The 26,039-nt window shown below is 68.9% G+C and carries 24 protein-coding genes; all 24 read right to left on the minus strand.

Annotation, left to right across the window (positions count from 1 at the left end; translation table 11 throughout):
• Positions 1 to 21: 21 nt before the first annotated feature.
• The 24 genes from Q0A27_RS04425 to mltG all read right to left on the minus strand — a co-directional run bounded on the left by Q0A27_RS04425 (position 22) and on the right by mltG (position 26,008).
• Positions 22 to 1,602, minus strand: a complete 1,581-nt coding sequence (locus tag Q0A27_RS04425) for a transcription antitermination factor NusB (protein WP_291473853.1) — start codon at positions 1,600 to 1,602, stop codon at positions 22 to 24.
• Positions 1,602 to 2,582: a methionyl-tRNA formyltransferase gene (gene fmt / locus Q0A27_RS04430; RefSeq protein ID WP_291473854.1), complete on the minus strand. Its 981-nt coding sequence runs from the start codon at positions 2,580 to 2,582 to the stop codon at positions 1,602 to 1,604. The genes Q0A27_RS04425 and fmt overlap by 1 nt, the downstream gene beginning before the upstream one ends.
• Positions 2,579 to 3,079 (minus strand): peptide deformylase, encoded by a 501-nt coding sequence (def, locus tag Q0A27_RS04435; RefSeq protein WP_291473855.1) that lies wholly within the window; start codon positions 3,077 to 3,079, stop codon positions 2,579 to 2,581. The genes fmt and def overlap by 4 nt, the downstream gene beginning before the upstream one ends.
• Before the next feature lie 11 nt (positions 3,080 to 3,090).
• Complete coding sequence (locus Q0A27_RS04440) at positions 3,091 to 5,142, minus strand: primosomal protein N' (RefSeq protein WP_291473856.1); 2,052 nt, start codon at positions 5,140 to 5,142, stop codon at positions 3,091 to 3,093.
• Positions 5,143 to 5,147: 5 nt separating this feature from the next.
• A complete protein-coding gene (metK, locus tag Q0A27_RS04445; RefSeq protein ID WP_291473857.1) occupies positions 5,148 to 6,362 on the minus strand; it encodes a methionine adenosyltransferase in 1,215 nt (404 codons plus the stop codon).
• Between the two features lie 105 nt (positions 6,363 to 6,467).
• Positions 6,468 to 7,766: a bifunctional phosphopantothenoylcysteine decarboxylase/phosphopantothenate--cysteine ligase CoaBC gene (gene coaBC / locus Q0A27_RS04450; RefSeq protein WP_291473858.1), complete on the minus strand. Its 1,299-nt coding sequence runs from the start codon at positions 7,764 to 7,766 to the stop codon at positions 6,468 to 6,470.
• A 108-nt stretch (positions 7,767 to 7,874) separates the two neighbouring features.
• The gene (rpoZ, locus tag Q0A27_RS04455) at positions 7,875 to 8,156 is read right to left on the minus strand and encodes a DNA-directed RNA polymerase subunit omega (RefSeq protein ID WP_014010020.1); all 282 of its coding nucleotides are present in this window, start codon (positions 8,154 to 8,156) and stop codon (positions 7,875 to 7,877) included.
• Between the two features lie 59 nt (positions 8,157 to 8,215).
• Positions 8,216 to 8,791: a guanylate kinase gene (gene gmk / locus Q0A27_RS04460; RefSeq protein ID WP_291473859.1), complete on the minus strand. Its 576-nt coding sequence runs from the start codon at positions 8,789 to 8,791 to the stop codon at positions 8,216 to 8,218.
• Between the two features lie 5 nt (positions 8,792 to 8,796).
• Positions 8,797 to 9,117, minus strand: a complete 321-nt coding sequence (gene mihF / locus Q0A27_RS04465) for an integration host factor, actinobacterial type (protein WP_014010022.1) — start codon at positions 9,115 to 9,117, stop codon at positions 8,797 to 8,799.
• Between the two features lie 241 nt (positions 9,118 to 9,358).
• Complete coding sequence (gene pyrF / locus Q0A27_RS04470) at positions 9,359 to 10,198, minus strand: orotidine-5'-phosphate decarboxylase (RefSeq protein ID WP_291473860.1); 840 nt, start codon at positions 10,196 to 10,198, stop codon at positions 9,359 to 9,361.
• On the minus strand, positions 10,185 to 13,529 hold the full coding sequence (gene carB, locus Q0A27_RS04475; protein WP_291473861.1) for a carbamoyl-phosphate synthase large subunit: 3,345 nt from the start codon (positions 13,527 to 13,529) through the stop codon (positions 10,185 to 10,187). The genes pyrF and carB overlap by 14 nt, the downstream gene beginning before the upstream one ends.
• The gene (gene carA / locus Q0A27_RS04480; protein ID WP_291473862.1) at positions 13,530 to 14,702 is read right to left on the minus strand and encodes a glutamine-hydrolyzing carbamoyl-phosphate synthase small subunit; all 1,173 of its coding nucleotides are present in this window, start codon (positions 14,700 to 14,702) and stop codon (positions 13,530 to 13,532) included.
• A complete protein-coding gene (locus tag Q0A27_RS04485; RefSeq protein ID WP_291473863.1) occupies positions 14,703 to 16,079 on the minus strand; it encodes a dihydroorotase in 1,377 nt (458 codons plus the stop codon). It abuts the gene before it with no gap.
• On the minus strand, positions 16,076 to 17,050 hold the full coding sequence (locus tag Q0A27_RS04490) for an aspartate carbamoyltransferase catalytic subunit (RefSeq protein WP_291473864.1): 975 nt from the start codon (positions 17,048 to 17,050) through the stop codon (positions 16,076 to 16,078). The genes Q0A27_RS04485 and Q0A27_RS04490 overlap by 4 nt, the downstream gene beginning before the upstream one ends.
• On the minus strand, positions 17,047 to 17,694 hold the full coding sequence (gene pyrR / locus Q0A27_RS04495; protein WP_291473865.1) for a bifunctional pyr operon transcriptional regulator/uracil phosphoribosyltransferase PyrR: 648 nt from the start codon (positions 17,692 to 17,694) through the stop codon (positions 17,047 to 17,049). The genes Q0A27_RS04490 and pyrR overlap by 4 nt, the downstream gene beginning before the upstream one ends.
• A 68-nt stretch (positions 17,695 to 17,762) precedes the next feature.
• Positions 17,763 to 18,287 carry a transcription antitermination factor NusB gene (gene nusB, locus Q0A27_RS04500; RefSeq protein WP_291473866.1) on the minus strand — a complete coding sequence of 175 codons (525 nt, stop codon included), beginning with the start codon at positions 18,285 to 18,287 and terminating at the stop codon, positions 17,763 to 17,765.
• An 18-nt stretch (positions 18,288 to 18,305) separates the two neighbouring features.
• Entirely contained in the window at positions 18,306 to 18,869 is a 564-nt protein-coding gene (gene efp, locus Q0A27_RS04505) for an elongation factor P (RefSeq protein WP_291473867.1), read from the minus strand.
• A 71-nt stretch (positions 18,870 to 18,940) separates the two neighbouring features.
• Entirely contained in the window at positions 18,941 to 20,014 is a 1,074-nt protein-coding gene (locus tag Q0A27_RS04510; protein ID WP_291473868.1) for a Xaa-Pro peptidase family protein, read from the minus strand.
• A gap of 39 nt (positions 20,015 to 20,053) precedes the next feature.
• The gene (gene aroQ / locus Q0A27_RS04515; protein ID WP_291473869.1) at positions 20,054 to 20,485 is read right to left on the minus strand and encodes a type II 3-dehydroquinate dehydratase; all 432 of its coding nucleotides are present in this window, start codon (positions 20,483 to 20,485) and stop codon (positions 20,054 to 20,056) included.
• Positions 20,486 to 20,487: 2 nt separating this feature from the next.
• Positions 20,488 to 22,119: a 3-dehydroquinate synthase gene (aroB, locus tag Q0A27_RS04520; protein ID WP_291473870.1), complete on the minus strand. Its 1,632-nt coding sequence runs from the start codon at positions 22,117 to 22,119 to the stop codon at positions 20,488 to 20,490.
• A 1-nt stretch (position 22,120) separates the two neighbouring features.
• Entirely contained in the window at positions 22,121 to 23,341 is a 1,221-nt protein-coding gene (aroC, locus tag Q0A27_RS04525) for a chorismate synthase (protein ID WP_291473871.1), read from the minus strand.
• A 79-nt stretch (positions 23,342 to 23,420) separates the two neighbouring features.
• Positions 23,421 to 23,867: an A24 family peptidase gene (locus tag Q0A27_RS04530; RefSeq protein WP_291473872.1), complete on the minus strand. Its 447-nt coding sequence runs from the start codon at positions 23,865 to 23,867 to the stop codon at positions 23,421 to 23,423.
• A gap of 43 nt (positions 23,868 to 23,910) precedes the next feature.
• Complete coding sequence (locus Q0A27_RS04535; RefSeq protein ID WP_291473873.1) at positions 23,911 to 24,834, minus strand: shikimate dehydrogenase; 924 nt, start codon at positions 24,832 to 24,834, stop codon at positions 23,911 to 23,913.
• Complete coding sequence (mltG, locus tag Q0A27_RS04540; protein WP_291473874.1) at positions 24,824 to 26,008, minus strand: endolytic transglycosylase MltG; 1,185 nt, start codon at positions 26,006 to 26,008, stop codon at positions 24,824 to 24,826. Before mltG ends, Q0A27_RS04535 begins: the two co-directional genes overlap by 11 nt.
• Between the last annotated feature and the right edge of the window lie 31 nt (positions 26,009 to 26,039).

A 26,039-nucleotide genomic window follows, 5' to 3' on the forward strand; every position in this document is an offset into this window, starting at 1 on the left:
GGCCTCTGCCTCAGACAGGACTCAGTCAGCCACCCGCAGCACCGCGAAGAACATCGCGTCGGTGCCGTGCCGGTGCGGCCAGAGCTGCACGAACGGGGCAGAATCCAGGGTGCCGGACGCCGCCAGGTCAGGGAACAGTGCGGTGGCGTCCTCGATGACCGCACCGGTCTGATCGGCGACTGCCCGGACCACGTCGCGGGTCTCCGCGGGATGCGGTGAGCAGGTCGAGTAGACGACGATGCCACCGGGTCGGGTGGCCTTGAGCGCCGAGCGCAGCAGGTCCTTCTGCAACGGCACCAGCTCGGCGACGTCCGCCGGGGTCTTGCGCCAGCGGGCCTCCGGACGACGACGCAGCGCGCCGAGCCCGGTGCAGGGGGCGTCCACCAGGACGCGGTCGAATCCGTCCCCCTCTGGACTGACCGGCATGTCCAGCCCACGGATCTCCGCCAGATGGCGCCCGTCGCCCTGGTGGACCCGGGCCGGCAGCCCGTCGGTGGCGGTGCGGACCAGCTTCGCGCGGTGGGCGGCCGGCTCCACGGCGTCCACTGTCGCCCGGTCCCCCATGGCCCAGGAGGCGAGGAAGGCGGTCTTGCCGCCGGGGCCGGAGCACAGGTCCAGCCAGCGGCCGTGGTCCTCGGCGACCTCGGCACGCAGCATGGCCAGGGCGATGAGCTGGGAGCCCTCGTCCTGTACACCGGCCAGCCCCTCCCGCACCGGGTCGAGGTCGCCGGGGTCACCCTCGGGCAGGTAGACGGCGTAGGGCGACCAGCGGCCCTCGTCGCCACCGGTGACCAGCGCAAGTTCCTCACCGGACATCTGGCCGGGTCGGGCCGCCAGGTGCACGACCGGACGGGCGTCGTCGGCCTCCAGGGCCTCAGCCAGTTCGGCGGCCGGAGCATCCGGGGTGCCGCCGAGAGCGGTGTTGAAGGCTTCCGCGATCCAGGTCGGGTGCGAGGTCTGCAGAGCAAGTCGGGTGACCGGGTCGGTGACCTTCGCGGTGACCCGGCTCTCCCACTTCTCGGCCGGGGTGCGGGTCAGGGTGCGCAGCACACCGTTGGTGAAACCGGACGCCTTCGCCTCCCCGTTGGCCTTGACCAGTTCGACGGTGGTGTTCACCGCGGCATGGTCGTCGACCCGGGTACGCAGGATCTGGTAGGCGCCCAGGCGCAGTGCATCGAGGACGACGGCGTCGATCTTGTCGACGGGACGCCCTGCGGCGTCGGCGATGATCGCGTCAAGCAGCCCCTGCATGCGCAGGGTGCCGTAGGTCAGCTCGGTGGCGAAGGCGGCGTCGCGGCCGTGGATCTTCTGCTCGCGCAGTGCGGCGGGCAGGGCGATGTTGGCGAAGGCGGCGTCCGTGGAGACCTTGCGCAGCACCTCGAAGACGATGTCGCGGACCCGGTCACCCGAGCCGATGCGACGTCGGGCGTTCTCGTGCTCCCGGCGGTGAGACTCGCTGCGGCGCTCGTAGCCCTTGTTGCCACCACCCCGGTTGCCGCCGCGCTGACCGCCCTGACGCTTCCGGTTGTCCTGTCCCTTGTCATGTCCTCTGTCACCGGACCCGGTGCGTCCGGACTCGGACCGTGACCTGAAGCCACCCATCAGTTCTCTCCCTCGTCGAATGCCGCATGCCCGTCGTCGAACAGGTCACCTCGGCCGCGGGCCCAGTCGGCCGCGGCCATCATCTTCTTGCCCGGCGGCTGGATCCGGGTGATCTCGAGGACGCCGTCCCCGGTGCCGACAAGTACCCGGGACTTCTCCGCGAGGATCTCCCCGGCGGGCAGAACTGGTGCCTCTTCGCCGTCGACCGGCAGCAGGAGCCCGAGCTTGTACCGCTCACCGGACAGCGTGGTCCAGGGGCCCGGTGCCGGCATGTGTGCCCGGGTGATGCGCTGGATCTCCACGGCAGGACGCGTCCAGTCGACCTCGGCGTCAGCGGTGGTGATCTTCGCTGCGTAGGTCATGCCCTCCCCGGGCTGCTCCACCGGTGTCACCTGCCCGGAACCCAGTCCGGTCAGGGACTCCCCCAGCAGCACCCGTCCGGCGTAGGTCAGGCGGGTGAGCAGGTCATCGGCGGTGTCCTCCAACCCGACCGGTTCCTCGACGGTGCCGGTGACCGGACCTGCGTCCAGTTCCGGGACGATACGGAAGGTCGTCGCACCCGTGACCGAGTCACCGGCGGCGATGGCGGCCTGGACCGGTGCAGCGCCACGCCAGCGCGGCAGCAGTGAGAAGTGCAGGTTGATCCAGCCGTGGCGGAAGATGTCCAGCACATCGGCCGGGAGGATCTGCCCGTAGGCGACCACGGCGACAGCGTCGACGCCGTCGGCGGCGTATCCGCGCAGGGTCTCCCGGACCTCGTCGGACTCCCCGACGGAGGCCTTCAGCGAGGCCCACTTGTGGACCGGCACACCGGCGGCCTCCGCCACTTCGGCGACCTTTGACGGGTGCAGGCTCCTCCCGCGACCGCGCTTCGCATCGGGTTGGGTGAGCACCGCGACGACCTCGTGGGCGGGGTCGTCGAGCAGGTACTGCAGGGTGACGGCGGCGGGCTCGGGGGTCCCGGCGAACAGGATCTTCATCGGTTAAACCACCCGCTCCCCCGGATCCCCGCCATGACCTCGCGGCGGGCCGCGGGCTCCATGCGCTGGAAGTACATCACTCCGTCGAGGTGGTCGGTCTCATGCTGGACGCAGCGGGCCAGCAGTCCGGTGACCTCCCGGTCGACCTCCTCGCCGTCGACGGTGACCCCGGTGACGTGCACGGTCGCCGCACGGGTGACGTCTCCCCCGGCATCCGGCACGGACAGGCATCCCTCGCGGCCGGTCTGGGTCTCCTCCCCGACGGCCTCCCACACCGGGTTGACGATGTGGCCACGGTCGCCGTCGCAGTCGTAGACGAAGACCCGTCGGGTCACACCGACCTGGTTGGCGGCCAGGCCGACGCCGCCGGCGGCGTCCATCGTCTCGTACATGTCCTCGACGAGGGTGCGCAGGATGGGGTCGGTCGGGTCGTCGATGTTCTCGGCGACGGTACGCAGTACCGGGTCACCGAACAGACGGATGTCAAGGGCAGTCATGGCTGCCCAGTCTATCCCACCCGCACCGGGTCGATGACGACGCGCAGGGGTCCGGTGAGACGCCGTGTGGCGCGGACGGACCTCGCTGCACGCAGTGCCGCACCGAGCAGCACGGCGGCGTCCTCACCTCCGGCGGTACGGCGCGGCGTCCGCAGGATCAGCCGACGTGCCAGATGCAGTTCCGACTCGCCCAGTCCCGCCGGCGGCCGCACCCCCGGCGGCAGGTCCACCGGTCCGAGGACCTCCAGCTGGTCGAGTGCCTCGGGGACGACCAGCGCCTCCCGGAGCTCCCGCACGGTATCGGTGGTGCCGTCGACTGCGACGAGCACCGTGGCCGGCGGGAACCCGGCCGAGCGTCGCTGCGCGAGTTCGGTGGCCGCCGCCCCTTCCGGGTCCCACCGGATCAGCGCCTGGGCCTCAGGGAGGTCGGTGCGGGCCACGAGCACGACCTGTCCACCCTGCTCCCGCGGCACGACGAGACAGGATGCCTCCATCCACTGACGCAGGGCGCCCTCGGAGGCCCGCAGATCAGCCCGGCCCAGGGTGAGCCAGGGGTCGAGCAGGACCGCCGCACCGTAGCCGGACTCCGCGACGGGTTCGGCACCCGGAGTGGCGACCACGATGCGTGGCCCTACGGGGACGCGGTCCTTGACCTGCGAACCGCCGGAGAGCATCACCGGCACCCCGGGGAAGGCACGGCCGAGTTCTTCGGCGGTGCGGTCGGAACCGATGACCGTCATCCGGACCGCATGGCCACCACAGCCCGGGCAGGTGAACCGGCCCTCAGGGGCACCGCACCACCGGCAGCGGGGCTCAGCGGCGGAGTCCCCGCCCCCGGGCGGCAGCTCCAGTGGTCCGTTGCACCGACGGCAGCGGGCGGTCGTCCGGCAGTCCCTGCAGGCCAGGGAGGGTGCGTAGCCCCGACGCGGGACCTGGACCAGGGCGGGCAGGCCGTTGTCAGCGGCCGTGCGGATCGCCTTGTAGCCGGCAGCCGGGATCCGGGTGAAGGACTGGCGTGCGTCGTGGGCGTCATCGAGGGCGTGGATCCACGGCATCCGGTCACGGAGGACCCCGGGATCGGCGCGCAGTGTGGGGCAGAATCCTTCCTCGACCCACTGCTGCACCTCGGCGCTGCGGTGGGCCCCTCCGACGATGAAACCACATCCTTCCTGCTCAGCGCGTATTTTCAGGACATCACGGGCATGGAGGTACGGGGCACGGGGGTCGACGAGGGAGTCGTCCGCCTCCCCGGTCAGCATCATCAGCCGGAGTCCGGGGACCGGTACGGTCGCTGCGGAACGGGTGCCGACGACGACACGCCCCTGACCGGCGAGTACGGCGAGGTAACGACGGTACCGTGCGGCCGGTCCGACGGAGGCGGTGAGTTCGGTGATCTGGGCGGCGGACAGGAAATTCCGCAGCGCCGCAGTGAGCCGGTCGACGTCACGCTGGTCGGGGACGACCAGCAGGACGCCACCCCCCGACCAAGCGACAGTGGCGGCCATCTCGGCGACGCGGGCCGCCCAGTCCTCACCCGGCGTCCACAGCCAGGAAGCCCGGGCCGCACGCCCGGCCAGTACGGCCTCCAGCAGACTGTCGGCGTGCCGGTAGCCCGCCCAGCCGGCGAGTGCGGCGTCCCGGGCTGCGGCGGTGAGGTCCTCGACGGGCTCGAGTGCACCGTAGAGTTCCGGCCAGTCCACCCCGTTGCCGAACAGGCCGGCCTTTTCCGCGCTGGCGTGCCGGGAGGGCAACGCGGCGCGGAGGATGTCGGACCGGACTCCGGCGTAACGGTCCGCGAGGAGGTTGACGAGGTCCCACAGTCCCGGTGGGACGACGACCTCGGGACTGATGACGCGCTGCAGCGCGCTCAACCGACCCTCGTGGTCGGTGCCGCGTCGCCGTTCGACGACGACGGCGTCGACCAGGCGTCCGGCGAATCGGATGCGGACGCGGACGCCGGGGCGGGCGGTGGTGTCCAGCTCCTCAGGGACCGAGTAGTCGAAGAGCCGGTCGAGGTGCGGCATACCCAGCAGGGGCAGCACCCGGGCGACGGGCAGGTCCACGGTGGTTAGCGGCCGGCGGCGGCCTTGAGATCGGCGACGCGGTCGGTGTGCTCCCACGGCAGGTCGATGTCGGTACGGCCGAAGTGACCGTAGGCGGCGGTCTGCGCGTAGATCGGACGCAGCAGGTCCAGCTCACGGATGATCGCGGCGGGACGCAGGTCGAAGACCTTCTGCACGGCAGCCTGGATCGACTCGTCGGTCAGTCCCTCGGCGGCGGTGCCGAAGGTCTCGACGTAGAGCCCGACCGGCTGGGCCTTGCCGATGGCGTAGGCGACCTGGACCTCAGCACGGTGCGCGAGGCCTGCGGCGACGATGTTCTTGGCGACCCAACGCATCGCGTAGGCGGCGGAGCGGTCGACCTTGCTCGGGTCCTTACCGGAGAAGGCGCCGCCACCGTGGCGGGCCATGCCGCCGTAAGTGTCGACGATGATCTTGCGGCCGGTCAGTCCGGCATCGCCCATCGGGCCGCCGAGGATGAAGGAACCGGACGGGTTGATGAGGACCTTGAGGTCGTCGGTGATGAACTGACCGAGGTCGGCGTCCTGCACCACCCAGTTGATGACGTGCTCCCGCAGCTGCTCCTCGAGCCACTCCTGGGAGGAGTCCGGCCCGTGCTGGGTGGAGATGACGACCGTGTCGAGGTGGTGCGGACGGTTCTCCGCGTCATAGGCGAAGGTGACCTGGGTCTTGCCGTCGGGACGCAGGTCGGGGACGATGCCCTCCTTGCGGACCTGGGTCAGGCGGCGCGAGAGCCGGTGTGCCGTCGCGATCGGCAGCGGCATGAGCTCGGGGGTCTCGTCGGTGGCGTAGCCGAACATGAGGCCCTGGTCACCGGCACCGGCCTGGTCGTCGGCATCGTGCTCGTCGCCGTCATTGGTGCGGTACTCGTGGGAGGTGTCGACGCCGTCGCCGATCTCCTGGGACTGCTCGCCGATGGCGACATTGACGCCACAGGTGGAGCCGTCGAAGCCGACCTCGGAGGAGGTGAAACCGATGGCCCGGATGGTGTCTCGCACCAGCTGGGGGATCTCGACGTAGGCGTCGGTCCGGACCTCGCCGGCGACATGGACCTGACCCGTGGTGACCAGGGTTTCGACGGCGACGTGGGACTTCGGGTCCTTGGCGAGCAGTGCGTCGAGGATCGTGTCGGAAATGGCGTCACAGATCTTGTCAGGGTGACCTTCGGTCACAGACTCACTGGTGAAAAGGCGGAAAGACACTCGGTGTTCGCTTCCTGTAGGGAGTCGGATAGGGCAATTCACACAATATTAGACCAAGCGGTCTAGCAGGGGTACGGCAGGGTTGCCCCGAAAACTGCCCCGGACCTATTCCGGGGCGAAGAGCTCCTCGAGTGCATCGAGGATGTGCGAGGCGACGACGAGTTTGGATGCCGCCGGGACCTCGGTGACCTCCTCGGCGCCGGGCTGGTCACCCGGGGTGAGGAGCCAGCCGGAGGTGGAGTCCTGACCGAAGACGAGTCCGTCCCCCACCGCATTGCACATCAGCAGGTCACAACCCTTCCTGGCCAGCTTCACCCGCGCCATATCCAGCGGAGTGTGCTCCGCGTCCCCGGTCTCGGCGGCGAAGCCGGCGATGAGCAGCTCCTCCGGCAGTTCACCGGTGCGTCGGGACTCGACGAGTCCCCGGAGGATGTCCGGATTCTCGGTGAGGGTCAGGGTGGCCAGGTCGGCGTCCCCGCCCTTCTTGAGCTTCGCGTCGGCCACCGTGGCGGGCCGGAAGTCGGCGACGGCGGCGGACATGATCACCGCATCCGAGGACGGTGCCAGTTCGGCGACCGCCTGCTGCATGTCCCCGGCGGTCTTCACCCGGGTGACGTGCACCCCCGAGGGCTCCGGGAGGTCGTCGGTGAACCCGGCGATGAGTTCGACCCGTGCCCCGCGCTCGACTGCCACATCGGCCAGCGCGAAGCCCTGGCGTCCCGAGGAGGCGTTGCCGAGGAAGCGTACCGGGTCCAGCGGCTCATGGGTGCCGCCGGCGGTGATGAGGATCCGCCGGCCTGCCAGCGACCGGCGGTAGATCCCGAACCGGTCCTGGGCCGCCAGTGCCAGCGACGCGATGTGCTCGGGCTCCGGCAGCCGGCCGGGGCCGGAGTCCGGACCGGTCAGCCGGCCGTGGGCGGGTTCGAGGACCACGGTCCCCCGTCGACGCAGCGTCTCCACGTTCTCCCGCGTCGCAGGGTGGGCCCACATCTCGGTGTGCATCGCCGGGGCGAGGACGACCGGACAGGTCGCCACGAGACAACTGGCGGTGAGCAGGTCGTCGGAGCGACCGTGGGCGAGCCGGGCCATGAGGTCAGCGGTGGCCGGGGCGATCACGACCAGGTCGGCCTCCTGTCCGAGCCGGACGTGCTGGACCTCGTCGACGTTGTCGAAGACCGTGGTGGACACCGGGTTGCCGGACAGGGCCTCGAAGGTCGCCGCCCCGACAAACCGGAGCGCGGACTCTGTCGGGACGACGTGGACGTCGTGCCCGGCCTTGGTGAAGGTACGGATGAGGGCGCAGGCCTTGTACGCGGCGATCCCACCGCCGACCCCCACGAGAATCCGGAGACCGCCGTCCCTCGACGCGGTCGGTACGGCGGTGTTGTTCACGGTGTCAGTCACGGTGGTCCAGCCTATCCCAGATCGCAGCGGCGTGATTCACCGGACATGCACGAGTGCCCGCCCTGCCGGTGTCGGCAGGACGGGCACTCGTGGAGCAGCCTGAGAGGATCAGCCCTCGGTGTGCTCGAGGAGGTCGGCGTCGATCTCGCGCAGCGCGATCGACAGCGGCTTCTCCTTGTTCTCCGGTGCGACGAGCGGTCCGACGAACTCGAAGACGCCCTCGCCGACGTTCTGGAAGTAGTTGTTGATCTGGCGGGCGCGCTTGGCCGCGAAGATCACCAGAGCGTACTTGGAGGAGACCTTGGTGAGAAGGTCGTCGATCGGCGGGTTCGTGATGCCGATCGGCTGGTCGAAGACCGTCGAGTTGTCGTTGACGTCCTGGGTTTCCACTACGCACCTCATTGCTAGGCGTTGATGCCGCGGCCGGGGCCGTGGCGGTTGTCTGTCTGTTATTCCCGGTTGAGCAGGATGTCGGCGATGGTTCCCACCGCCGTATCCAGATCATCGTTGACGACGACCCGGTCGAACTCGCCGGAGGAGTCGAGCTCCTCGCGTGCGGTCTCCAGACGTCGGGCGATGACCTTGTCGGACTCGGTGCCACGGCCGGTGAGGCGGGCGACCAGGTCATCCCAGCTCGGCGGAGCCAGGAACACCGTCACGGCGTCCGGAAGCAGGCGCTTGACGTTGCGGGCGCCGGCGAGGTCGACCTCGACCAGTACGGGGCGACCCGCCGCGAGTGCGTCCTCCACCGGCCCCCGCGGGGTACCGGACAACTGCAGTCCACCATGGATCTCCGCCCATTCGAGCATCCGGTCCGCCTCGATGGCGTCCCGGAACCTGTCGGTGGAGACGTAGTGGTAGTCCACGCCGTCGACCTCGCCGGGACGCGGGTCCCGGGTGGTCATCGACACGCTGAAGAACAGGTCCGGCACGGCCTCACGGAGACCCCTGACGACGGTCGACTTACCGACCGCCGAGGGACCCGCCAGAACCACCAGCCGGGGCTCCGTCGCGTCTGAGGTCACGGGGCCTATGCCTCGTAACCGAAGCGCTCCAGGAGGGCGCGACGCTGACGGTCGCCGAGGCCGCGCAGGCGGCGGGTCGGGGCGATCTCGAGCTCGGTCATGATCTCCTGGGCCTTGACCTTGCCGACCTTGGGGAGAGCCTCGAGGAGGGCGGAGACCTTCATCTTGCCGATGATCGGGTCGGTGTCGGCCTTGGCGAGGACCTCCTTGAGGTCGGTTCCGCCACGCTTCAGCTGTTCCTTCAGCTCGGCACGGGCCTTACGGGCCTCGGCAGCCTTCTTGAGGGCTTCTGCACGCTGCTCCGGGGTCAACTGGGGAAGGGCCACGGGTTCCTCCGTATGTCGTAGTTCGATTGATGGGGTCTGTCGGGTGTTTCCCCCGGGACGGGGGACACGGCCGGCCACCGGTGGTCCGGTGCCGACAGGTCGGGCGAACCGCTGCCGGATCCTTTTCAGGACCCTCACCAGCGGGAGTCGCCGTGAAACAACGGGCCAAGTGTAGCGTCCTCACCTGCGGTTGTCGAATACCACCCCAGGTGAAGGCGCTGCGGGGACCTGGAGAACGACCCTAGCCGACCAGCGGGAATTCTGCCGCGGAATCGTTCACAGCGGACCGCAGGGCACCGATATCCGGACCTGCGGACAGGATCGACCGCGACATGTTGGGGCTGGCGAGATTCACGGCGTCCCCCGCGATGCGGGCGATGTCGTCGGCGGTGCCGCCCTGGGCGCCCACGCCGGGCATGAGGATCATGCCCCCGACGGCGTCCAGGACCGGCGGATCGGTGACCGTCGCTCCGACGACGACACCGACATTACCGGCACCACCGGCGGCCACGTGGGGTGCGTTGATCTCAGCCACCCGGTCCACGACGGTCTGGGCGACCGTCGGTCCGGAACCGGCGTCGCCGGTGCCCAGTCGCTGGAACTGCGGGCCGGAGGGATTCGAGGTCGCCGCGAGGACGATCACTCCCCCGCCGGTCCGTTCCCCTGCCTCGAGCACCGGGTCCAGGGAACCCAGGCCGAGGTACGGGGACACGGTGACGGCGTCCGCCCGCAGCGGGGAGTCCCCGCCGAGCCAGGCGGTGGCGTAACCGGCCATGGTGGAGCCGATGTCGCCGCGCTTGGCGTCGGCGATGACCAGCGTGCCCCCGTTCCGGAAGGACGCCAGGGCGTCCTCCAGGACGGCGAAACCGGCCGAGCCGAAGGCCTCGTAGAACGCGACCTGCGGCTTCACGACGCACGCTGTGTCGGCGAAGGCCTCCACGCAGATCCGGGTGAACTCTCGCAGGCCCGTGGTGTCCACCGGAAGGCCCCAGGCCTCCAGGATCCCGGCGTGCGGGTCCAGGCCGACACAGAGCCGTCCCAGCGACTCCGCCCGCTCGAGATACCGGTTACCGAAGGTCATGGTTGACGTCCTGGATGGCGCAGACGCCGGTGTCGGAATTCTTGAGGGCCTCGATGCCCTGCACAGCGGCAATGGCACCCTGGACGGTGGTGATGCACAGCACGCCCTTGTTCACGGCCGCGGAGCGGATCTCGTAGCCGTCGTCGCGGGCGGTGGCGTTACCGGCCGTGGTGTTGAGGATCATGTCGACCCCGCCGTCGTTGATCACGTCGACGACCCGACGGTCGGTGGCTCCGGCCGGCAGCTCCTCGGTCTGCTTCGCCACGGTGGTGCACCCGATACCGTTGCGACGCAGCATCTGGGCGGTACCGGTGGTGGCGATCAGGTCGAAACCGAGGGACGCCAGGCGCTGGATCGGCAGGATCATGGTGCGCTTGTCGCGGTTGGCCACCGAGACGAAGCAGGTGCCGGCGGTCGGCAGGGAGCCGAAGGCCGCCTCCTGGGACTTCGCGAAGGCCGTGCCGAAGTCGTGGTCCAGGCCCATGACCTCACCGGTGGACTTCATCTCCGGGCTGAGCAGGCTGTCGAGGACGTGGCCCTCGGGGTCACGGAAGCGGTTGAACGGGAGGACCGCCTCCTTGACCGCGATGGGGTGGCCCTGCGGCAGGGAACCGCCGTCGCGGTCTGCCGGGATCATGCCCTCGGCGACGAGCTCGCGGATGGAGGTGCCGGTCATGATGCGGGACGCGGCCTTGGCCAGCGGGACTCCGGTCGCCTTGGAGACGAACGGGACGGTACGGGAGGCACGCGGGTTGGCCTCGATGACATAGAGGATGTCGTCCTTGAGCGCGAACTGGACGTTCATCAGACCGCGGACGCCGATACCGTGGGCCAGGGCCGCCGTGGACCGGCGGACGTTCTCGATATCGGACTCGCCGAGGGTCATCGGGGGCAGGGCACAGGCGGAGTCACCGGAGTGGATGCCGGCCTCCTCGATGTGCTCCATGACGCCGGCGAGGTAGACTTCGTCGCCGTCGCACAGGGCGTCGACGTCGATCTCGATGGCGTTGTCGAGGAACCGGTCGACGAGCACCGGGTGGTCCGAGGTGATCTCGGTGGCGCGGTCGATGTAGTCGTGCAGGGAGCCCTCGTCGTAGACGATCTCCATGCCACGGCCACCGAGGACGTAGGACGGGCGGACCAGCACCGGGTAGCCGATTTCGGCGGCGACGGCCTTGGCCTCGTCGAAGCTGGTGGCGGTGCCGAAGGCGGGCGCCGGCAGGGCGGCCTTCTCCAGGACCTTGCCGAACTCGCCGCGGTCCTCGGCCAGGTTGATGGCCTCCGGGGAGGTGCCGATGACCGGGACACCGGCGTCGGCGAGACGCTGTGCCAGACCCAGCGGGGTCTGACCACCGAGCTGGACGATGACGCCGGCGACCTCACCGGACTCAGCCTCGGCGCGGTACACCTCCATGACGTCCTCGAAGGTCAGCGGCTCGAAGTAGAGACGGTCGGCGGTGTCGTAGTCGGTGGAGACGGTCTCCGGGTTGCAGTTGACCATCACGGTCTCGTAACCGACGCGGGAGAGCTCCAGGGCGGCGTGGACGCAGGAGTAGTCGAACTCGATGCCCTGACCGATACGGTTCGGGCCGGAGCCGAGGATGAGTACCTTCGGCTTCTCGGTCTGCGGCGCGATCTCGGACTCGGCGGCCGGGTCCAGCTCGTAGGTCGAGTAGTGGTAGGGGGTCTTTGCCTCGAACTCGGCGGCACAGGTGTCGACGGTCTTGAAGACCGGGCGGATGCCCAGCGACCAGCGCAGCGACCGGACGCCGTCCTCACCGGCCAGTTCGGGACGCACCGTGGCGATCTGGGCGTCGGACAGGCCGAAGAACTTGGCCTCGCGGAGCAGGTCCTCGGAGAGCACCGGGGCGTCCTCCAGTTCCTGGCGGAAGTCGACCAGGGCCTTGAGCTCCTCGAGGAACCACGGGTCGACGCCCTTCGAGGCGGTGTGGACCTGGTCCACGGTGGCGCCGAGACGCAGGGCCAGCTCCATGTCATACATGCGGCCCTCGGTCGGGCGGCCCAGGTCGTCGAGGACGGCGGCGAGGTCGTCGGCACGGTCACCGGCGAGCTGCTCGTCGGAGATGGTCCAGAAGCCGGCGGCCTTGGTCTCCAGGGAACGCAGCACCTTGTTCAGGGCGGAAATGTAGTTTCGGGAGACGGCCATGGCCTCGCCGACGGACTTCATCGTGGTGGTGAGGGTGTCGTCGGAACCGGGGAACTTCTCGAAGGCGAAGCGCGGTGCCTTGACGATGACGTAGTCGAGGGTCGGCTCGAAGGCGGCCGGGGTGACCTCGGTGATGTCGTTGGTGATCTCGTCGAGGGTGTAGCCGATGGCCAGCTTCGCGGCGATCTTCGCGATCGGGAAACCGGTGGCCTTGGAGGCCAGCGCCGAGGAGCGGGAGACGCGCGGGTTCATCTCGATGGTGATGAGGCGGCCGTCGTCCGGGTTGATGGCGAACTGGATGTTGCATCCGCCGGTGTCCACGCCGACCGCACGGAGAATAGCCAGGCCCTGGTCACGCATGATCTGGTACTCACGGTCAGTGAGGGTCATGGAGGGGGCGACGGTCATCGAGTCACCGGTGTGGACGCCGAGGGCGTCGACGTTCTCGATGGAACAGACGACCACGGCGTTGTCCGCACCGTCGCGCATGAGCTCGAGCTCGAACTCCTTCCAGCCGAGGATGGACTCCTCGATGAGGACGTTAGCCTCCGGGGACGCCGCGAGGCCGCCACCGGCGATGCGGTCGAGATCCTCGTAGGTGTAGGCCAGGCCGGAGCCCAGGCCCCCCATGGTGAAGGACGGGCGGACGACGACCGGCAGGCCGAGCTCGGCGACGGCCTCATGGACCTCGTCCATGTTGTGGCACACCGCGGAGCGGGCGGACAGGCCGCCGATGGAGGCGACGATGTCCTTGAACTTCTGACGGTCCTCACCGCGCTGGATGGCGGGGATGTCGGCGCCGATGAGCTCGACCCCGTGCTTCTCGAGGATGCCGAGACGGTCGAGCTGGATCGCGGCGTTCAGCGCGGTCTGACCACCCAGGGTCGCGAGCACGGCATCCACCGGGTGGCCGGCCTCGCGCTCGGCGACGAAGATCTTCTCGATGTATTCGGGCTGGATCGGCTCGATGTAGGTGTGGTCGGCGAACTCCGGGTCGGTCATGATGGTGGCCGGGTTGGAGTTGATGAGGGAGACCCGCAGGCCCTCCTCCTTGAGGACGCGGCAGGCCTGGGTTCCGGAGTAGTCGAACTCGCAGGCCTGGCCGATGACGATCGGGCCGGAGCCGATGACGAGGATGTGGTTGAGGTCGTTGCGCTTCGGCATTTAGTTGTTCCCTTCCATCAGCTCGATGAACTGGTCGAACAGCGGGTTGGCGTCATGGGGGCCGGCGGCGGCCTCGGGGTGGTACTGGACGGAGAAGGCGAGGCCGTTGTCGAGGGCGACACCCTCGACACAGTCGTCGTTGAGGCAGGTGTGCGTGACCTGTGCGGTGCCGAAAGGCGTGTCGAAGGGTTCTCCGGCACGGCCCTTGAGAGCGAAGCCGTGGTTCTGGGCGGTGATGTCGATGACGCCGGTGAGGTGGTTGATCACGGGCACGTTGATGCCGCGGTGACCGAACTTCAGCTTGTAGGTGTCCATGCCGAGGGCCCGGCCGAGAATCTGGTTGCCGAAGCAGATGCCGAACAGCGGGATCTTCTTCTCCAGGACGGTCTGGACCTGCTGGACCATCACGTCGGCGGTGGCCGGGTCACCCGGGCCGTTGGAGATGAACACGCCGTCGGCGTCGTACTCGGAGAGCAGTGGCTCGATGGCGGAGTTCGCGGGGACGACGACCGTACGGATACCGCGGGCGGCGAAGTTGCGCGGGGTGTTGGTCTTGATGCCCATGTCGTAGGCGATGACGGTGAACTTCGCGTCCGCACCGTTGTCCGGCTCGACGACGTAGACATCATCGGTGGAGACCTCGGTGGCGAGGTCGGAACCGGCCATCGACGGCTGACCGTCGACGGCTGCGACGAGCGCCTCTACGGGACGCTCAGCGTCCGCGCCGGAGAAGATGCCGGCCTTGACCGAACCCTTGTCGCGCAGGTGGCGGACGATCGCGCGGGTGTCGACCCCCTGGATGCCGATGATGCCCTGGGACTCCATCTCCTCGGCCAGTGAGCGGTCGGCGCGCCAGTTGGAGACGGTGCGCGACAGGTCACGGATGACCAGACCGGCAACCCAGATGCGGTCACCGTGGGACTCGCCGTCCTCGTCGTTCCAGCCGGTGTTGCCGATCTGCGGGGCGGTGGAGACGACGATCTGCCGGTGGTAGGAAGGGTCCGTCATGGTCTCCTGGTAGCCGGTCATCGCGGTCGTGAACACGGCCTCGCCGAGGGTGGTCCCCTGGGCGCCGAAGGCCCGACCGCGGAAGACGCGGCCGTCGGCGAGCACGAGGATCGCAGGGGTTCGGGTGGAACTCACGGAATTGCTCTTCTCTGTCGTAGTAGTCATCTAGTTGTTCGCCTCTCCGTCACGGCAGGTGACCTTACCGCGCAGCAGGGTGGTGGAGACCTTCACCGGCAGCGTTTCGCCCTCGTAGGGGGTGTTCGACGCCTTCGACGCCAGCTCGTGACCGTGGGCGATCCAGCCGGCCTGCGTGTCGACCACGCAGAGGTTCGCCGGCTCGCCGACGGCCACCGGGCGGCCCTGTCCGGGAAGCTTGAGGATCTCGGCGGGCCGCTCGGACATCACCTTGGCGATGAACCGCCAGTCCTGGGGCTCCTCCCCCTCCGGGACGTCGGTGATGAAGGTCCTGGCGATGAGTGCCAGAGAGGTCTCCAGGCCGAGCATGCCGGGGCGCGCCTTGTCGAACTCACAGCACTTCTCCTCGGAGCCGTGCGGGGCGTGGTCGGTGGCGACGCAGTCGATGGTGCCGTCGACGAGGGCGGCACGTAGGGCGAGGGCGTCCTTATGTTCACGCAGCGGCGGGTTGACCCGGAACACGCCGTCGTAGGTCTCCAGCTTCGCGTCCGTGAGGGTCAGGTGGTGGGGGGTGACCTCGGCGGACAGCGGGATGTCATGGTCCTTGGCCCAGCGCAGCAGTTCCACGGTGCCCTCGGTGGAGGCGTGGCAGATATGGGTACGTCCGCCGTAGTCGCGGGCGAGGAGGGCGTCTCGGATCACGATGGACTCCTCGGCGACCCTCGGCCAACCGCGCAGGCCGAGGCGGGCTGCGGTCTCGCCCTCGTGGGCGACCGCGCCCTCGGTGAGGCGGGGCTCCTCGCAGTGCTGCGCGAGCAGGACGTCGAGACCCTTCGAGTACTCGACGGCGCGGCGCATCAGCTGCGGGTCGGCGACACACCTGCCGTCGTCGGAGAACATCCGGACCTTCGCCTCGGACGCTGCCATCATACCGAACTCGGTGAGGTCCTCCCCTGCCAGACCCTTCGTGATGGAACCGACAGGGTGGACGTCACAGAGGTTCGTCTGCTGGCCCTTCATCCACACCATCTCGGCGACGGCGGGTGTGTCGGTCACCGGGTCGGTGTTCGCCATGGTGAACACGGCGGTGAAACCACCGCGGGCCGCGGCAGCGGACCCGGAGGCGATGGTCTCTGTGTCTTCCCGGCCGGGCTCACGCAGGTGGACGTGCATGTCGATGAGGCCGGGCAGCAGCACCTGGCCGTCGAGGTCGAGGACCTCGGCGTCCTCGCCCGGAGTCACGGTGCCGGCGTCGGCGATCTCGGCGATGATGCCGTCGCGCACCAGGACGTCGGCCGGCTCCCCCTCGCCGTAGACGAGGACGCCGCGCAGCAGCGTCTCCCCCGCGGCCGGGTCGTGCAGCGTACCGGTGGCCGGGTAGGCTGCGTCATTCTTCGCGGTGGTCATTCTGCGACACTTCCTTCTGCTCCGACGAGGAGCGTGAACAGGGCTGCCATGCGGACGTGGACGCCGGCGGTGACCTGATTGAGGACGACGGTGTTCGGGGCGTCCGCCACCGAGTCGCTGATCTCCATGCCACGCAGCATCGGGCCGGGGTGCATGATGATCGCGTGGTCGGCGAGTCCGGCGGCGCGGGTCTCGGAGAGCCCGTAGCGGGCGGCGTACTCGCGGTGGGACGGGAAGAACCCGCCGTTCATGCGCTCAGCCTGGACGCGCAGCATCATCACGGCGTCCGCCTTGGCCAGCGCGGCGTCCATGTCCTCGGTGACCGTGACCGTGCCCCGGCCGCTGCCCACGTTCGGGTTGAGCCAGTGCTCCATGCCCGGGGCCTGCAGGGTCGCCGGGGCGACGAAGGTGACGTTCGCGCCGAGAGCGGTGAGCAGCAGCGCGTTAGACCGGGCGACGCGGGAGTGCAGCAGGTCACCGACGATGACGACCTCCGCCCCCTCGACCTTCCCGAGCCGGTTGCGCAGGGTGACGGCGTCCAGCAGTGCCTGGGTCGGGTGCTCATGGGCACCGTCACCGGCGTTGAGGACGCTGATGCCGTCACTCCCCTGGCCGACCCAGTCGGCGACCTGACGGGCGGCACCCGAGGACGGGTGGCGCATGATGATCGCGTCCGCGCCGACGGCGCGCAGCGTCAGGGCGGTGTCTTTGAGGGACTCGCCCTTCTTCACCGAGGAGGAGGACGCCGAGATGTTGATGACGTCCGCACTCATCCACTTGCCCGCGGTCTCGAAGCTGGAGCGGGTGCGGGTCGAGTTCTCGTAGAAGAGGGTGAAGACCGTGCGACCGCGCAGGGTCGGCAGCTTCTTGACCTCCCGGTCGCGCAGGGAATCGGCGAAGCGGTCGGCCTCGTCCATCAGTCCGGTGATCTCGTCGGCCGTGAGGTCGGCGATACTCAACAGGTGCTTCATACCTGCTCTCCTTCCCGGATCAGCTGGACGCCGTCCGTCCCGTCGATCTCGGTGAGTTCCACACTGACATCCTCGGTCAATGAGGTGGGGATGTTCTTGCCCACGTAGTCCGCCCGGATCGGCAGGTCGCGGTGGCCACGGTCGACGAGGACCGCGAGCTGGACCTTCCTGGCCCGGCCGATGTCGCGCAGGGCGTCAAGGGCGGAGCGGATGGTGCGGCCCGAGAAGAGCACGTCATCGACGAGGATGACCGTGGCACCGTCGATCCCCTCGCGCGGGACAGTGGTGGACTGCAGTGCCCGGTGCGGGCTGGACTTCAGGTCGTCACGGTAGAGGGTGACGTCAAGGGCGCCGTGGAAGACCTCCACGCCGCTGAACTCGCGGATGCGCTCTGCGAGGCGCGCCGCCAGCGGAACACCCCCCGACGGGATCCCCAGCAGGACGACCCGGTCTGCCCCGGGTGCGTCGAGCGCCGTCTTCTCGATGATCTGGTGCGCGATGCGTGCAATGGTACGACCGACGTCGTCGGCGTCCATGATATTCATCGTGACCTCCTTCCCCGCCTCACGGGACGGATCGTTAAAGGTGGTCGGGTCGGCGTTTCGCCGAGCCCTGTGCCGCTGATCAGTGTAGCACGCGGACAACCCCTGCAGATGCAGCGAGGGTGGCCCCGGAAAACCGGGACCACCCTCGGTGGAATGTCGGTGCGGACTCAGTCCTGGGCGTCCTCGCCCACGATGCCGGCGATGAGGTCGTCAGTGGCGGCCTCCGCGGCCTCCTTCTCGGCGATGCGGCGGGACCGGGAGATCCCGTCGAGCACGGCGTGGACGTAACCGGGGGCCTTGTCGTGACCGTATTCCTTGGCGAGACCGATCCCCTCGTCCACGGCGACCTTCTCAGGCACCTCGGCGTGATTGTGGAGCAGTTCCCAGGCGCTCACACGCAGCACGGCACGGTCCACGGCCGGGAGACGCTCCAGCGTCCATTCGCTGGACAGGTGCCCGGCGATGGCCTGGTCGATGCCGTCGAGATTCTCGGCGACACCGCCGACGATCTGCGCGGTGTACTCGTTGACCGGTGCGACCTGATTCGCCTCGTCGCGGGACAGCTCACGGCGGTCCTCGACGATCTCGACCGGGTCGATGTCCCGGAACTCCGCCTCGAAGAGCATGTCCACGGCGCGCCGACGGGCCCGGAAACGGGACCCGTGGCGGCGGTGGTTCTTATCCTCAGTCATCGGTAGTGATCAGAGCCTCTACTGCGAGACGCGGGAGAGGTAGGAGCCGTCGCGGGTGTCGATCTTCAGGACGTTGCCGGTCTCGATGAACAGCGGAACCTGGACCTCGGCACCGGTCTCCAGGGTGGCGGGCTTGGAGCCGCCGGTGGAGCGGTCGCCCTGCAGTCCCGGGTCGGTGTGCTCGACGACGAGGTCGACGGAGACCGGGAGCTCGGCGAAGAGGATCTCACCGTCGTGGAAGGACAGCTGGACGCGCATGCCGTCCTTGAGGAAACGGCCGGCGTCGCCGAACTTGTCCTGCGGTACCTCGAACTGCTCGAAGGTCTTGGAGTCCATGACGACGTAGTGCTCGCCGTCGTTGTACAGGTAGTCCATGTCGCGGCGGTCGACAGTGGCGGTCTCGACCTTGACGCCGGCGTTGAAGGTCTTGTCGACGACCTTGCCGGAGACGACGTCCTTGAGCTTGGTGCGGACGAACGCCGGGCCCTTACCGGGCTTGACGTGCTGGAATTCGGTGATCTGCTGCAGCTTGTTGTCGATCTTCAGCACAAGACCGTTCTTGAAATCCGCGGTAGTTGCCACGTGTGTACTCCCTTAAGGAAAGTCGGACAGGTAATCGACCTGACAGTCTAGCAGGTGGTGCCCGACGGACCCTAGACGACCTGCAGCTCGGTGGTCGACGGGTTCACCGACTCCGCACCGTCGGCAGTGACGATATAGGTGTTCTCGATCCGCAGACCTGTCTTCCCGGGCAGGTACACGCCGGGCTCGACGGTGAGGGTCTCCCCCGCCACGAGCGTCTCCTCCGGGTCAGTGCGCACCGACGCCGACGGCGCCTCGTGGACGTCGAGTCCCACACCGTGACCGGTGGAGTGGACGAAGTACTCCCCGTAGCCGGCCTCGTCGAGGACATCCCGGCACGCCTTGTCGACGGCGAAAGGGCCGACGCCGGCACGCACGGTGTCCACCCCGGCCTGGAACGACCGGTGGACGATACCGTAGAGCTCACGGGCCAGGGCATCCGGCTCGCCGACGCACACGGTGCGGGTCTGGTCGGAGGCGTAACCGTCGAGCCAGACCCCGAAGTCGACCGTGACCAGCCCCGGGACGATCACGTCACGGGACACCCCGGCATGCGGCTTGGCGCCGTTGGTGCCGGACGCCAGGATCGTGTCGAAACTCAGCCCGTCCGCACCCGCGGAGCGCAGCCGGTGCTCCAGGTCAGCGGCGGCCTCGATCTCGGTGATACCTTCACGGATCCCGCCCGCGGCGATGAACTCGGTGAAGACCGTGTCCGCCAGGTGCCCCGCCGCCCGCAGCGCGTCGAGTTCCGTCCCGTCCTTGACCAGGCGGGCGGATTCCACGGCGCCGGCGAGAATCTCCGGGTCGCCGAGTGCTCGGGCCTGCCCGACCGCCAGCCCCGGCTCGATCGCGTACCCGTCGTCCCCTGCGACGGCGGCGAGTTCACCGAAGAGGTCGCGGGAGATGAGGATGTCCAGTCCCGGGGAAGATGCGGTCTGCTGCCGGATCTGGGTGTCGTACCGGCCGTCGGTCACGATGGTGCCGGTGCCGTCCGCGCCCAGCAGCAGTGCAGCGTTCGATCCGGTGAAGCCGGAGAGGTACCGGATGTTCTTCAGGTCGCTGACCAGCAGATGGTGGTGGCCGGCGTCGGCGATGGTCCGGGCGACGGCCGCCCGACGGGAGGAGTGGTCGACAGGTACGTTCATGGGCTCCGAGACTACCCGTGGCGCCGACGCCCGGCAGGTTCAGCGCTGCGAGAGGAACTCCAGGGCGGCGGTGTAGCCGTAGGCCCCCAGACCGACGATGACGCCGGCGGCACCGGCCGAGAGGTAGCTGTGGTGCCGGAACTCCTCGCGGGCGTGGACGTTGGAGATGTGGACCTCGACATATCCGGCGCCGTCGGCAATCTCCGCCAGGGCGTCCTTGAGAACCACCGAGGTGTGGGTGAGTCCTCCGGCGTTGATGATCACCGCGTTCCCCTCATCGGCGGCACGGTGGATCCGGTCGAGGATCTCACCTTCACAGTTGGACTGGAAGAACTCGACCTCCACGCCCAGCTCGGTGGCGCGGGCGCGCAGCCCGTCCTCGATATCGGCCAGCGTGGTCGCGCCGTAGATGTCGGGCTGACGCTTGCCGAGCCGGTCGAGGTTCGGTCCGTTGACGACGAGGATGCTCATGTCTACTGCTCCTGGAGGGTGGCGGCGTAGGCGGCCTGCAGCGCAGCGTTCTCCGGGGCCTCGAGGCGCACCGGAGCGTAGGGCAGACCGTCACGGTCGGACAGGACGACTATGCGGATGTGACCGTCGCGGTTCTTCTTGTCGCGGCCCATGACCTCCAGCAGTTCCCCGAGGGACGCTCCGTCGTAGCTGGTCGGCAGACCGACGGAGGTGAGGATCCGTCGGTGGCGGGCCACGGCGTCCTCCCCGAGGAGACCGGCGGCGTGGGCCAGCTCCGCCTCGTAGACCATGCCGACAGCGACGGCCCAGCCGTGGCGCCAGCGGTAGTTCTCGTGCTGCTCGACGGCGTGACCGTAGGTGTGGCCGTAGTTGAGGATCTCGCGCAACGAGGATTCCCGCAGGTCCTGACCGACGACATCGGCCTTGACCTTCACCGACAGCTCGATGAGTTCGGGCAGTGCCCCGCGGGGGTCGAGTGCCGCGGCGGGATCGGCCTCGTAGATGTCCAGGATCTTCGGGTCACGGATGAACCCGGCCTTGACGATCTCGGCGGACCCGGCGGAGATCTCCTTGGCAGGCAGTGTGTCGAGGACATCGAGGTCCACCAGGACCGCCGAGGGCTCGTGGAAGGACCCGACGAGGTTCTTGCCGGCGGCGGTGTTGATGCCGGTCTTGCCGCCGACTGCTGCGTCCACCATCGCCAGCAGGGTCGTCGGGTACTGGACGACACGGATTCCACGCATCCAGGTGGCGGCGATGAACCCGGCGAGGTCGGTGGTCGCACCTCCGCCGACGCCGACGATGGCGTCCTGCCGGGACAGCCCGGCGTCCGCGCAGATGTCCCAGCACCCGGCGGCACCCGCGACGGTCTTGGCGTCCTCGGCATCGGGGATCTCGTGGAGGACCGGCTCGACACCGGTGGCACGCAGGCCCTCGGCGACACGCCGGGCCAGATCGGCCAGCGGAGGCTGATGGAGGATCACGGCACGGGCGGCACCAGGGACAGCGTCAGCGACATGACCGGTGAGGTTCCGGCCGATGACGACGTCATAGGGGTTGTCGGTGGCAACGTGGACGCGACGGACATCGGTCATGTCAGGCTCCTTGACTGGGCTGGTGTTTTCGAGGAACTGGAGAATCTCGGACACGGTCTGGCGCGGAGCATGCCCTTCGCTGGTCACGGTGAGGTCACTGACCTCGTCGTAGAACGGGGCACGCTCCGTCTGCAGCTGACGGTACCGGGCCACAGGATCCACCGAAGCGACGACGGGACGGTTCGTGTCCCCGGAGGTCCGGCGGACCCCCTCCTCGGGGGTGACCTTGAGGTGGACGACGAGTTCGTCGGCCAGCAGTGCGCGGGTCTGCGCCGAGATCACCGCACCACCACCGAGGGAGACGATGCCGTCGGTCTGCAGGGCCTCGGCGACGTGCCTCTCCTCGAGCTCACGGAAGGCGGGTTCACCGAGCTCGCTGAAGATCTCACCGCAGCGACGGCCGTAGTCCGCCTCGATGAGCGCGTCGGTGTCCACCACTGTGCAGCCCAGCGCCTTGGCGAGGTGACGGCCGACCGTGGACTTGCCGGCACCGGGCAGCCCGACGAGGACGAGACGGGGACGACGCTGTCCGGTCGTCATGTCAGTTCTCGTCCCAGCGCAGCCGGGACTCGACCTCGGCGAGGTAGGCGGCGTAGTTGCGCTTCGTCTCCGCCAGCGAATCCCCGCCGAACTTCTCGAGCAGGGAGCGGGCGATGACCAGGGCCACCATGGATTCGGCGACGACACCGGCAGCCGGGACCGCACAGACGTCCGAGCGCTGGTGGATGCCGGTGGCCTTCTTTCCGGTGTCGGTGTCGACGGTGGCCAGGGCACGCGGGACCGTGGAGATCGGCTTCATGGCGGCACGCACCCGCAGCGGCTCACCGTTGGTCATACCACCCTCCAGGCCGCCGGCCCGGTTCGTGTGGCGCTCGACGCCGTCCTCACCGACGAAGATCTCGTCGTGGGCCTCGGAACCACGGCGGCGGGCCTCGGCGAAGCCGTCGCCGACCTCGACACCCTTGATGGCCTGGATGCTCATCAGAGCCTGGGCCAGCTGGCCGTCGAGGCGTGCGTCCCAGGCGGTGTGGCTGCCCAGACCGACCGGCAGGCCGGTGACGACGACCTCGACGATGCCGCCGAGGGTGTCGCCGGACTTCTTCGCCTTCTCGATCTCCTCGATCATGGACTTCTCGTGGGCATCGGTCTGCGCGGTGAAGGCACGGACCGGGGAGGCGTCGACAGCGTCCAGATCGGCGGCGGTCGGCGCGGGGCCCTCGTAGGTGTCGGACGGGCCGATGGAGATGACGTGACTGACGACCTCGGAACCGGTGACCTCGCGCAGCAGGGCGCGGGCGACCGTCCCGGCGGCGACCCGGGCGGCGGTCTCGCGGGCGCTGGAGCGTTCGAGGATCGGCCGGGCCTCGGTGTGGCCGTACTTCAGCATTCCGGAGAGGTCGGCGTGACCGGGTCGCGGCCGGGTGAGCCGCGCGCCGCGTCCGGAGTTCATCTCCTTGACTGTCCCGGGGTCGTCGAGGTCCACCGGATCAGCGGACATGATGGTGGTCCACTTGGGCCACTCGGTGTTGCCGACCATCACCGCGACCGGGGAGCCGAGCGTCAGTCCGTGCCGGACGCCACCCAGGAAGGTGACCTCGTCGGCCTCGAACTTCATCCGGGCGCCGCGGCCGTAGCCGAGACGGCGGCGTGCGAGTTCACGGGAGACGTCCGCACGGGTGACGGGCACGCCGGCGGGCATGTTCTCCACGATGGTGACAAGGGCCTGGCCGTGGGATTCCCCGGCAGTCGTCCAACGAAGCATGCGCTTATTGTGGCACGTCTGTGTTCCGGACGTCACATGACCCCACCTCACGGGGTGGAACGCTCCCCGGCACGTCGTGTCACATCGTGAGAAGGACACTGAGCCAGGTTCCCGACAGCATCCCCGGACCGTGCGGCAGCCTCCGCCTGTCCACCCACGTCCCGCGCGGCATGAGCCCGAGACACAGAGTCACCACCGAGGACACCGTGACGGCGATCCACCATCCGACGGGACCACCGACGGCGGCCGCCACCGCCCCGAGAGAGAGCGCGAGCTTGGCGTCTCCCCCGCCGATGCGCAACCGACGGCTCACCTTCCCGGGCACCGTGCACAGGGCCCACCAGGCCAGAGCCCCGGTCAACGCCCACAGACGGCCGTCGAGGATGCACCACCCCCACACCACCGCCGCAGCGGACAGGGTCAGGACATCGGGCAGTCGACGCTGCCGCAGATCGCTGACACTCAGCGCGACCGTCCAGACCAGTGCCGCAGTCGGTACCGCCGCCGCCCACAGAGTCCCCCACACCGTGCTTCTCCCCCCTGTTGTCCCCGGTCCCCGGGACCCCGGCTCATCTACCGCGGAGCTCGAGGTGTCTCTGCAGTGCAGCGTACATGGCCTCAGCGGAGGCGGTGGCACCGGTGAACTGCCGGAACTGCTCGGCACCCTGCCCGGCCAGCATCAGCAGACCGTCAGCGACGGGACGTCCCGCGGCCACGGCCTCGGTCAGCAGGCGGGTGGGGTACGGGTCATAGACCACGTCGACGACCGCACCGGCCCGGGACAACTCACCGGTGTATCCACCGGCCGCGGACTCCGGGACGGTGGAGACCAGCACGTCACATCCGGCGGCCACTGAGGCTAGCTCCGGGGCATCCAGCCGGGTCCACGAGAACTCCATCCCGTAGCCTTCGACGAGATCCCTGAGGTTGAGCGCCTTGTCGGAGCGGGCGAGGACGTCCACCCGACGGACGCCGTGGGCCGCGAAGGCGGCCACGGTCGGACGGGCGGTTCCGCCGTTGCCGACGACAGCCGCACGGGTGGGCAACGCCTTGCCGAGGACGGCGTCGAGACAGGCCGTCACGCCGACGACATCGGTGTTGTCGGCCCGCCACCGTCCGGTGGGTGCACCGTTGCCGTCACGCAGCGGCACCAGGGTATTGGCGCTGCCGATGGCGGTGGCCCGGCCTGTGACCTCGTCGGCGAGAGCCAGGGCGTGGGGCTTACCCGGCATGGTGACGGAGAATCCCGCCACACAGGCGGGCGAGCCGGTGAGCAGACGCCGGATCTCGTCCTTCTCCCCCGCCTCGACCCGGACGTACCGGAAACCGGGGACGGTTCCCGCGTCCTCTGCGGCACCGGCGTGGATTACCGGGGACAGGGAATGTGCGACCGGTCGGCCGAGCACCGCGCAGAGGGTGAGGTGCGGAGAGCCGGCGGCGAGGGCGAGGAAGCCTTCGACGTCGTAGACGTCTGCGGACGGACTACCGGGCACTGTCGAGCACCCCGTTGGCGCGGGATTCCTCGATGGCGTCCTCGTGGGCCTGGAAGTCGCGGTTGAACACCGTGGTGCCCTCCTGGTCGACGGTCACGAAGTAGAGCCAGTCGCCCTCGGCGGGGCGTTCGACGGCCTGCAGCGCCTCCACACCGGGCGAGGCTATCGGGGTGTCCGGTAGACCCTTCTTGGCGTAGGTGTTCCACGGGGTCTGACGCTCGCGGTCCTCGTCGGTGGTGGCGACCTCCTGCTCGTCGACGTCGTAGTTGACGGTCGAGTCGAACTGGAGCATCTGGTCTTCATTGAGGCGGTTGAGGATGACGCGGGCGACCTTGTCGAAGTCACCGGCGGGGGCCTCGCGCTCGACGAGCGACGCGGCGGTGAGCACCTGGTAGGGCGTCAGGCCGACATTCGAGGCCATCTCCACCAGACCCGTGCCCTCGTACTCGGTGACGGATGAGGTCACCAGTTCACGGACGATGTCCACCGGCTCAGCGGTCGGATTGAAGACGTGGATGCCGGGCGAGATGAGGCCCTCGATACGTCGGCCGTCATCACCACGGGCGTCGACCTCGGTGGCGGCCCAGTCGGGGACGCCCAGCTCGGCGGGGGCGGTCGAGGCGATGACTTCATGGAACTGATCGACGGTCACGCAGTTCTCGAGGCCGTCGGTGAGACCTTCACGGCAGGAGTTCTGGGCGATCATCGACAGGATGCCGGTGCGTGGGTCACCACCGACGACGGTGGTGTCGTCGAGAGTGGAACCGTTGGGCACGTCGATGACGCCGAGCCGGCGTTCGTCGTCCGTGAGGGCGTCGAGGGCGGAGTCCGCCGACATCTTCTCCTGCAGTGCGTAGTAACCGGCCTGTAGGTCGCGGAATTCACCCGCCTGCTCGGCGCGGTCGGCGGCGCTGATCATCGCGGAACGGGAACCCACCACATTGTCGTCGAGAAGCTGCGGGACAAGGCCGGAGACGGTGTCTCCGTCCTCGACACGCACCAGGACGACCTTGCCGTTGCCGTCACCGTCATAGTCCCTGGTTCCGACGACCTCGCGCTGCCAGTAGACATAGGCGACGACGAAGACCAGGAGGATGACCAGGGCCGCGCCGACGGCGATGGACCACTGACGGCGACGACGGTATCTCGGGGAGATGGAGGTTGTACTCGGCATTGCTGTAGTTCTCCGCGCCTTTCCAGAGCAC

Origin of the sequence: Corynebacterium sp., assembly GCF_022712275.1 — a bacterium.
GTDB lineage: Bacteria > Actinomycetota > Actinomycetes > Mycobacteriales > Mycobacteriaceae > Corynebacterium.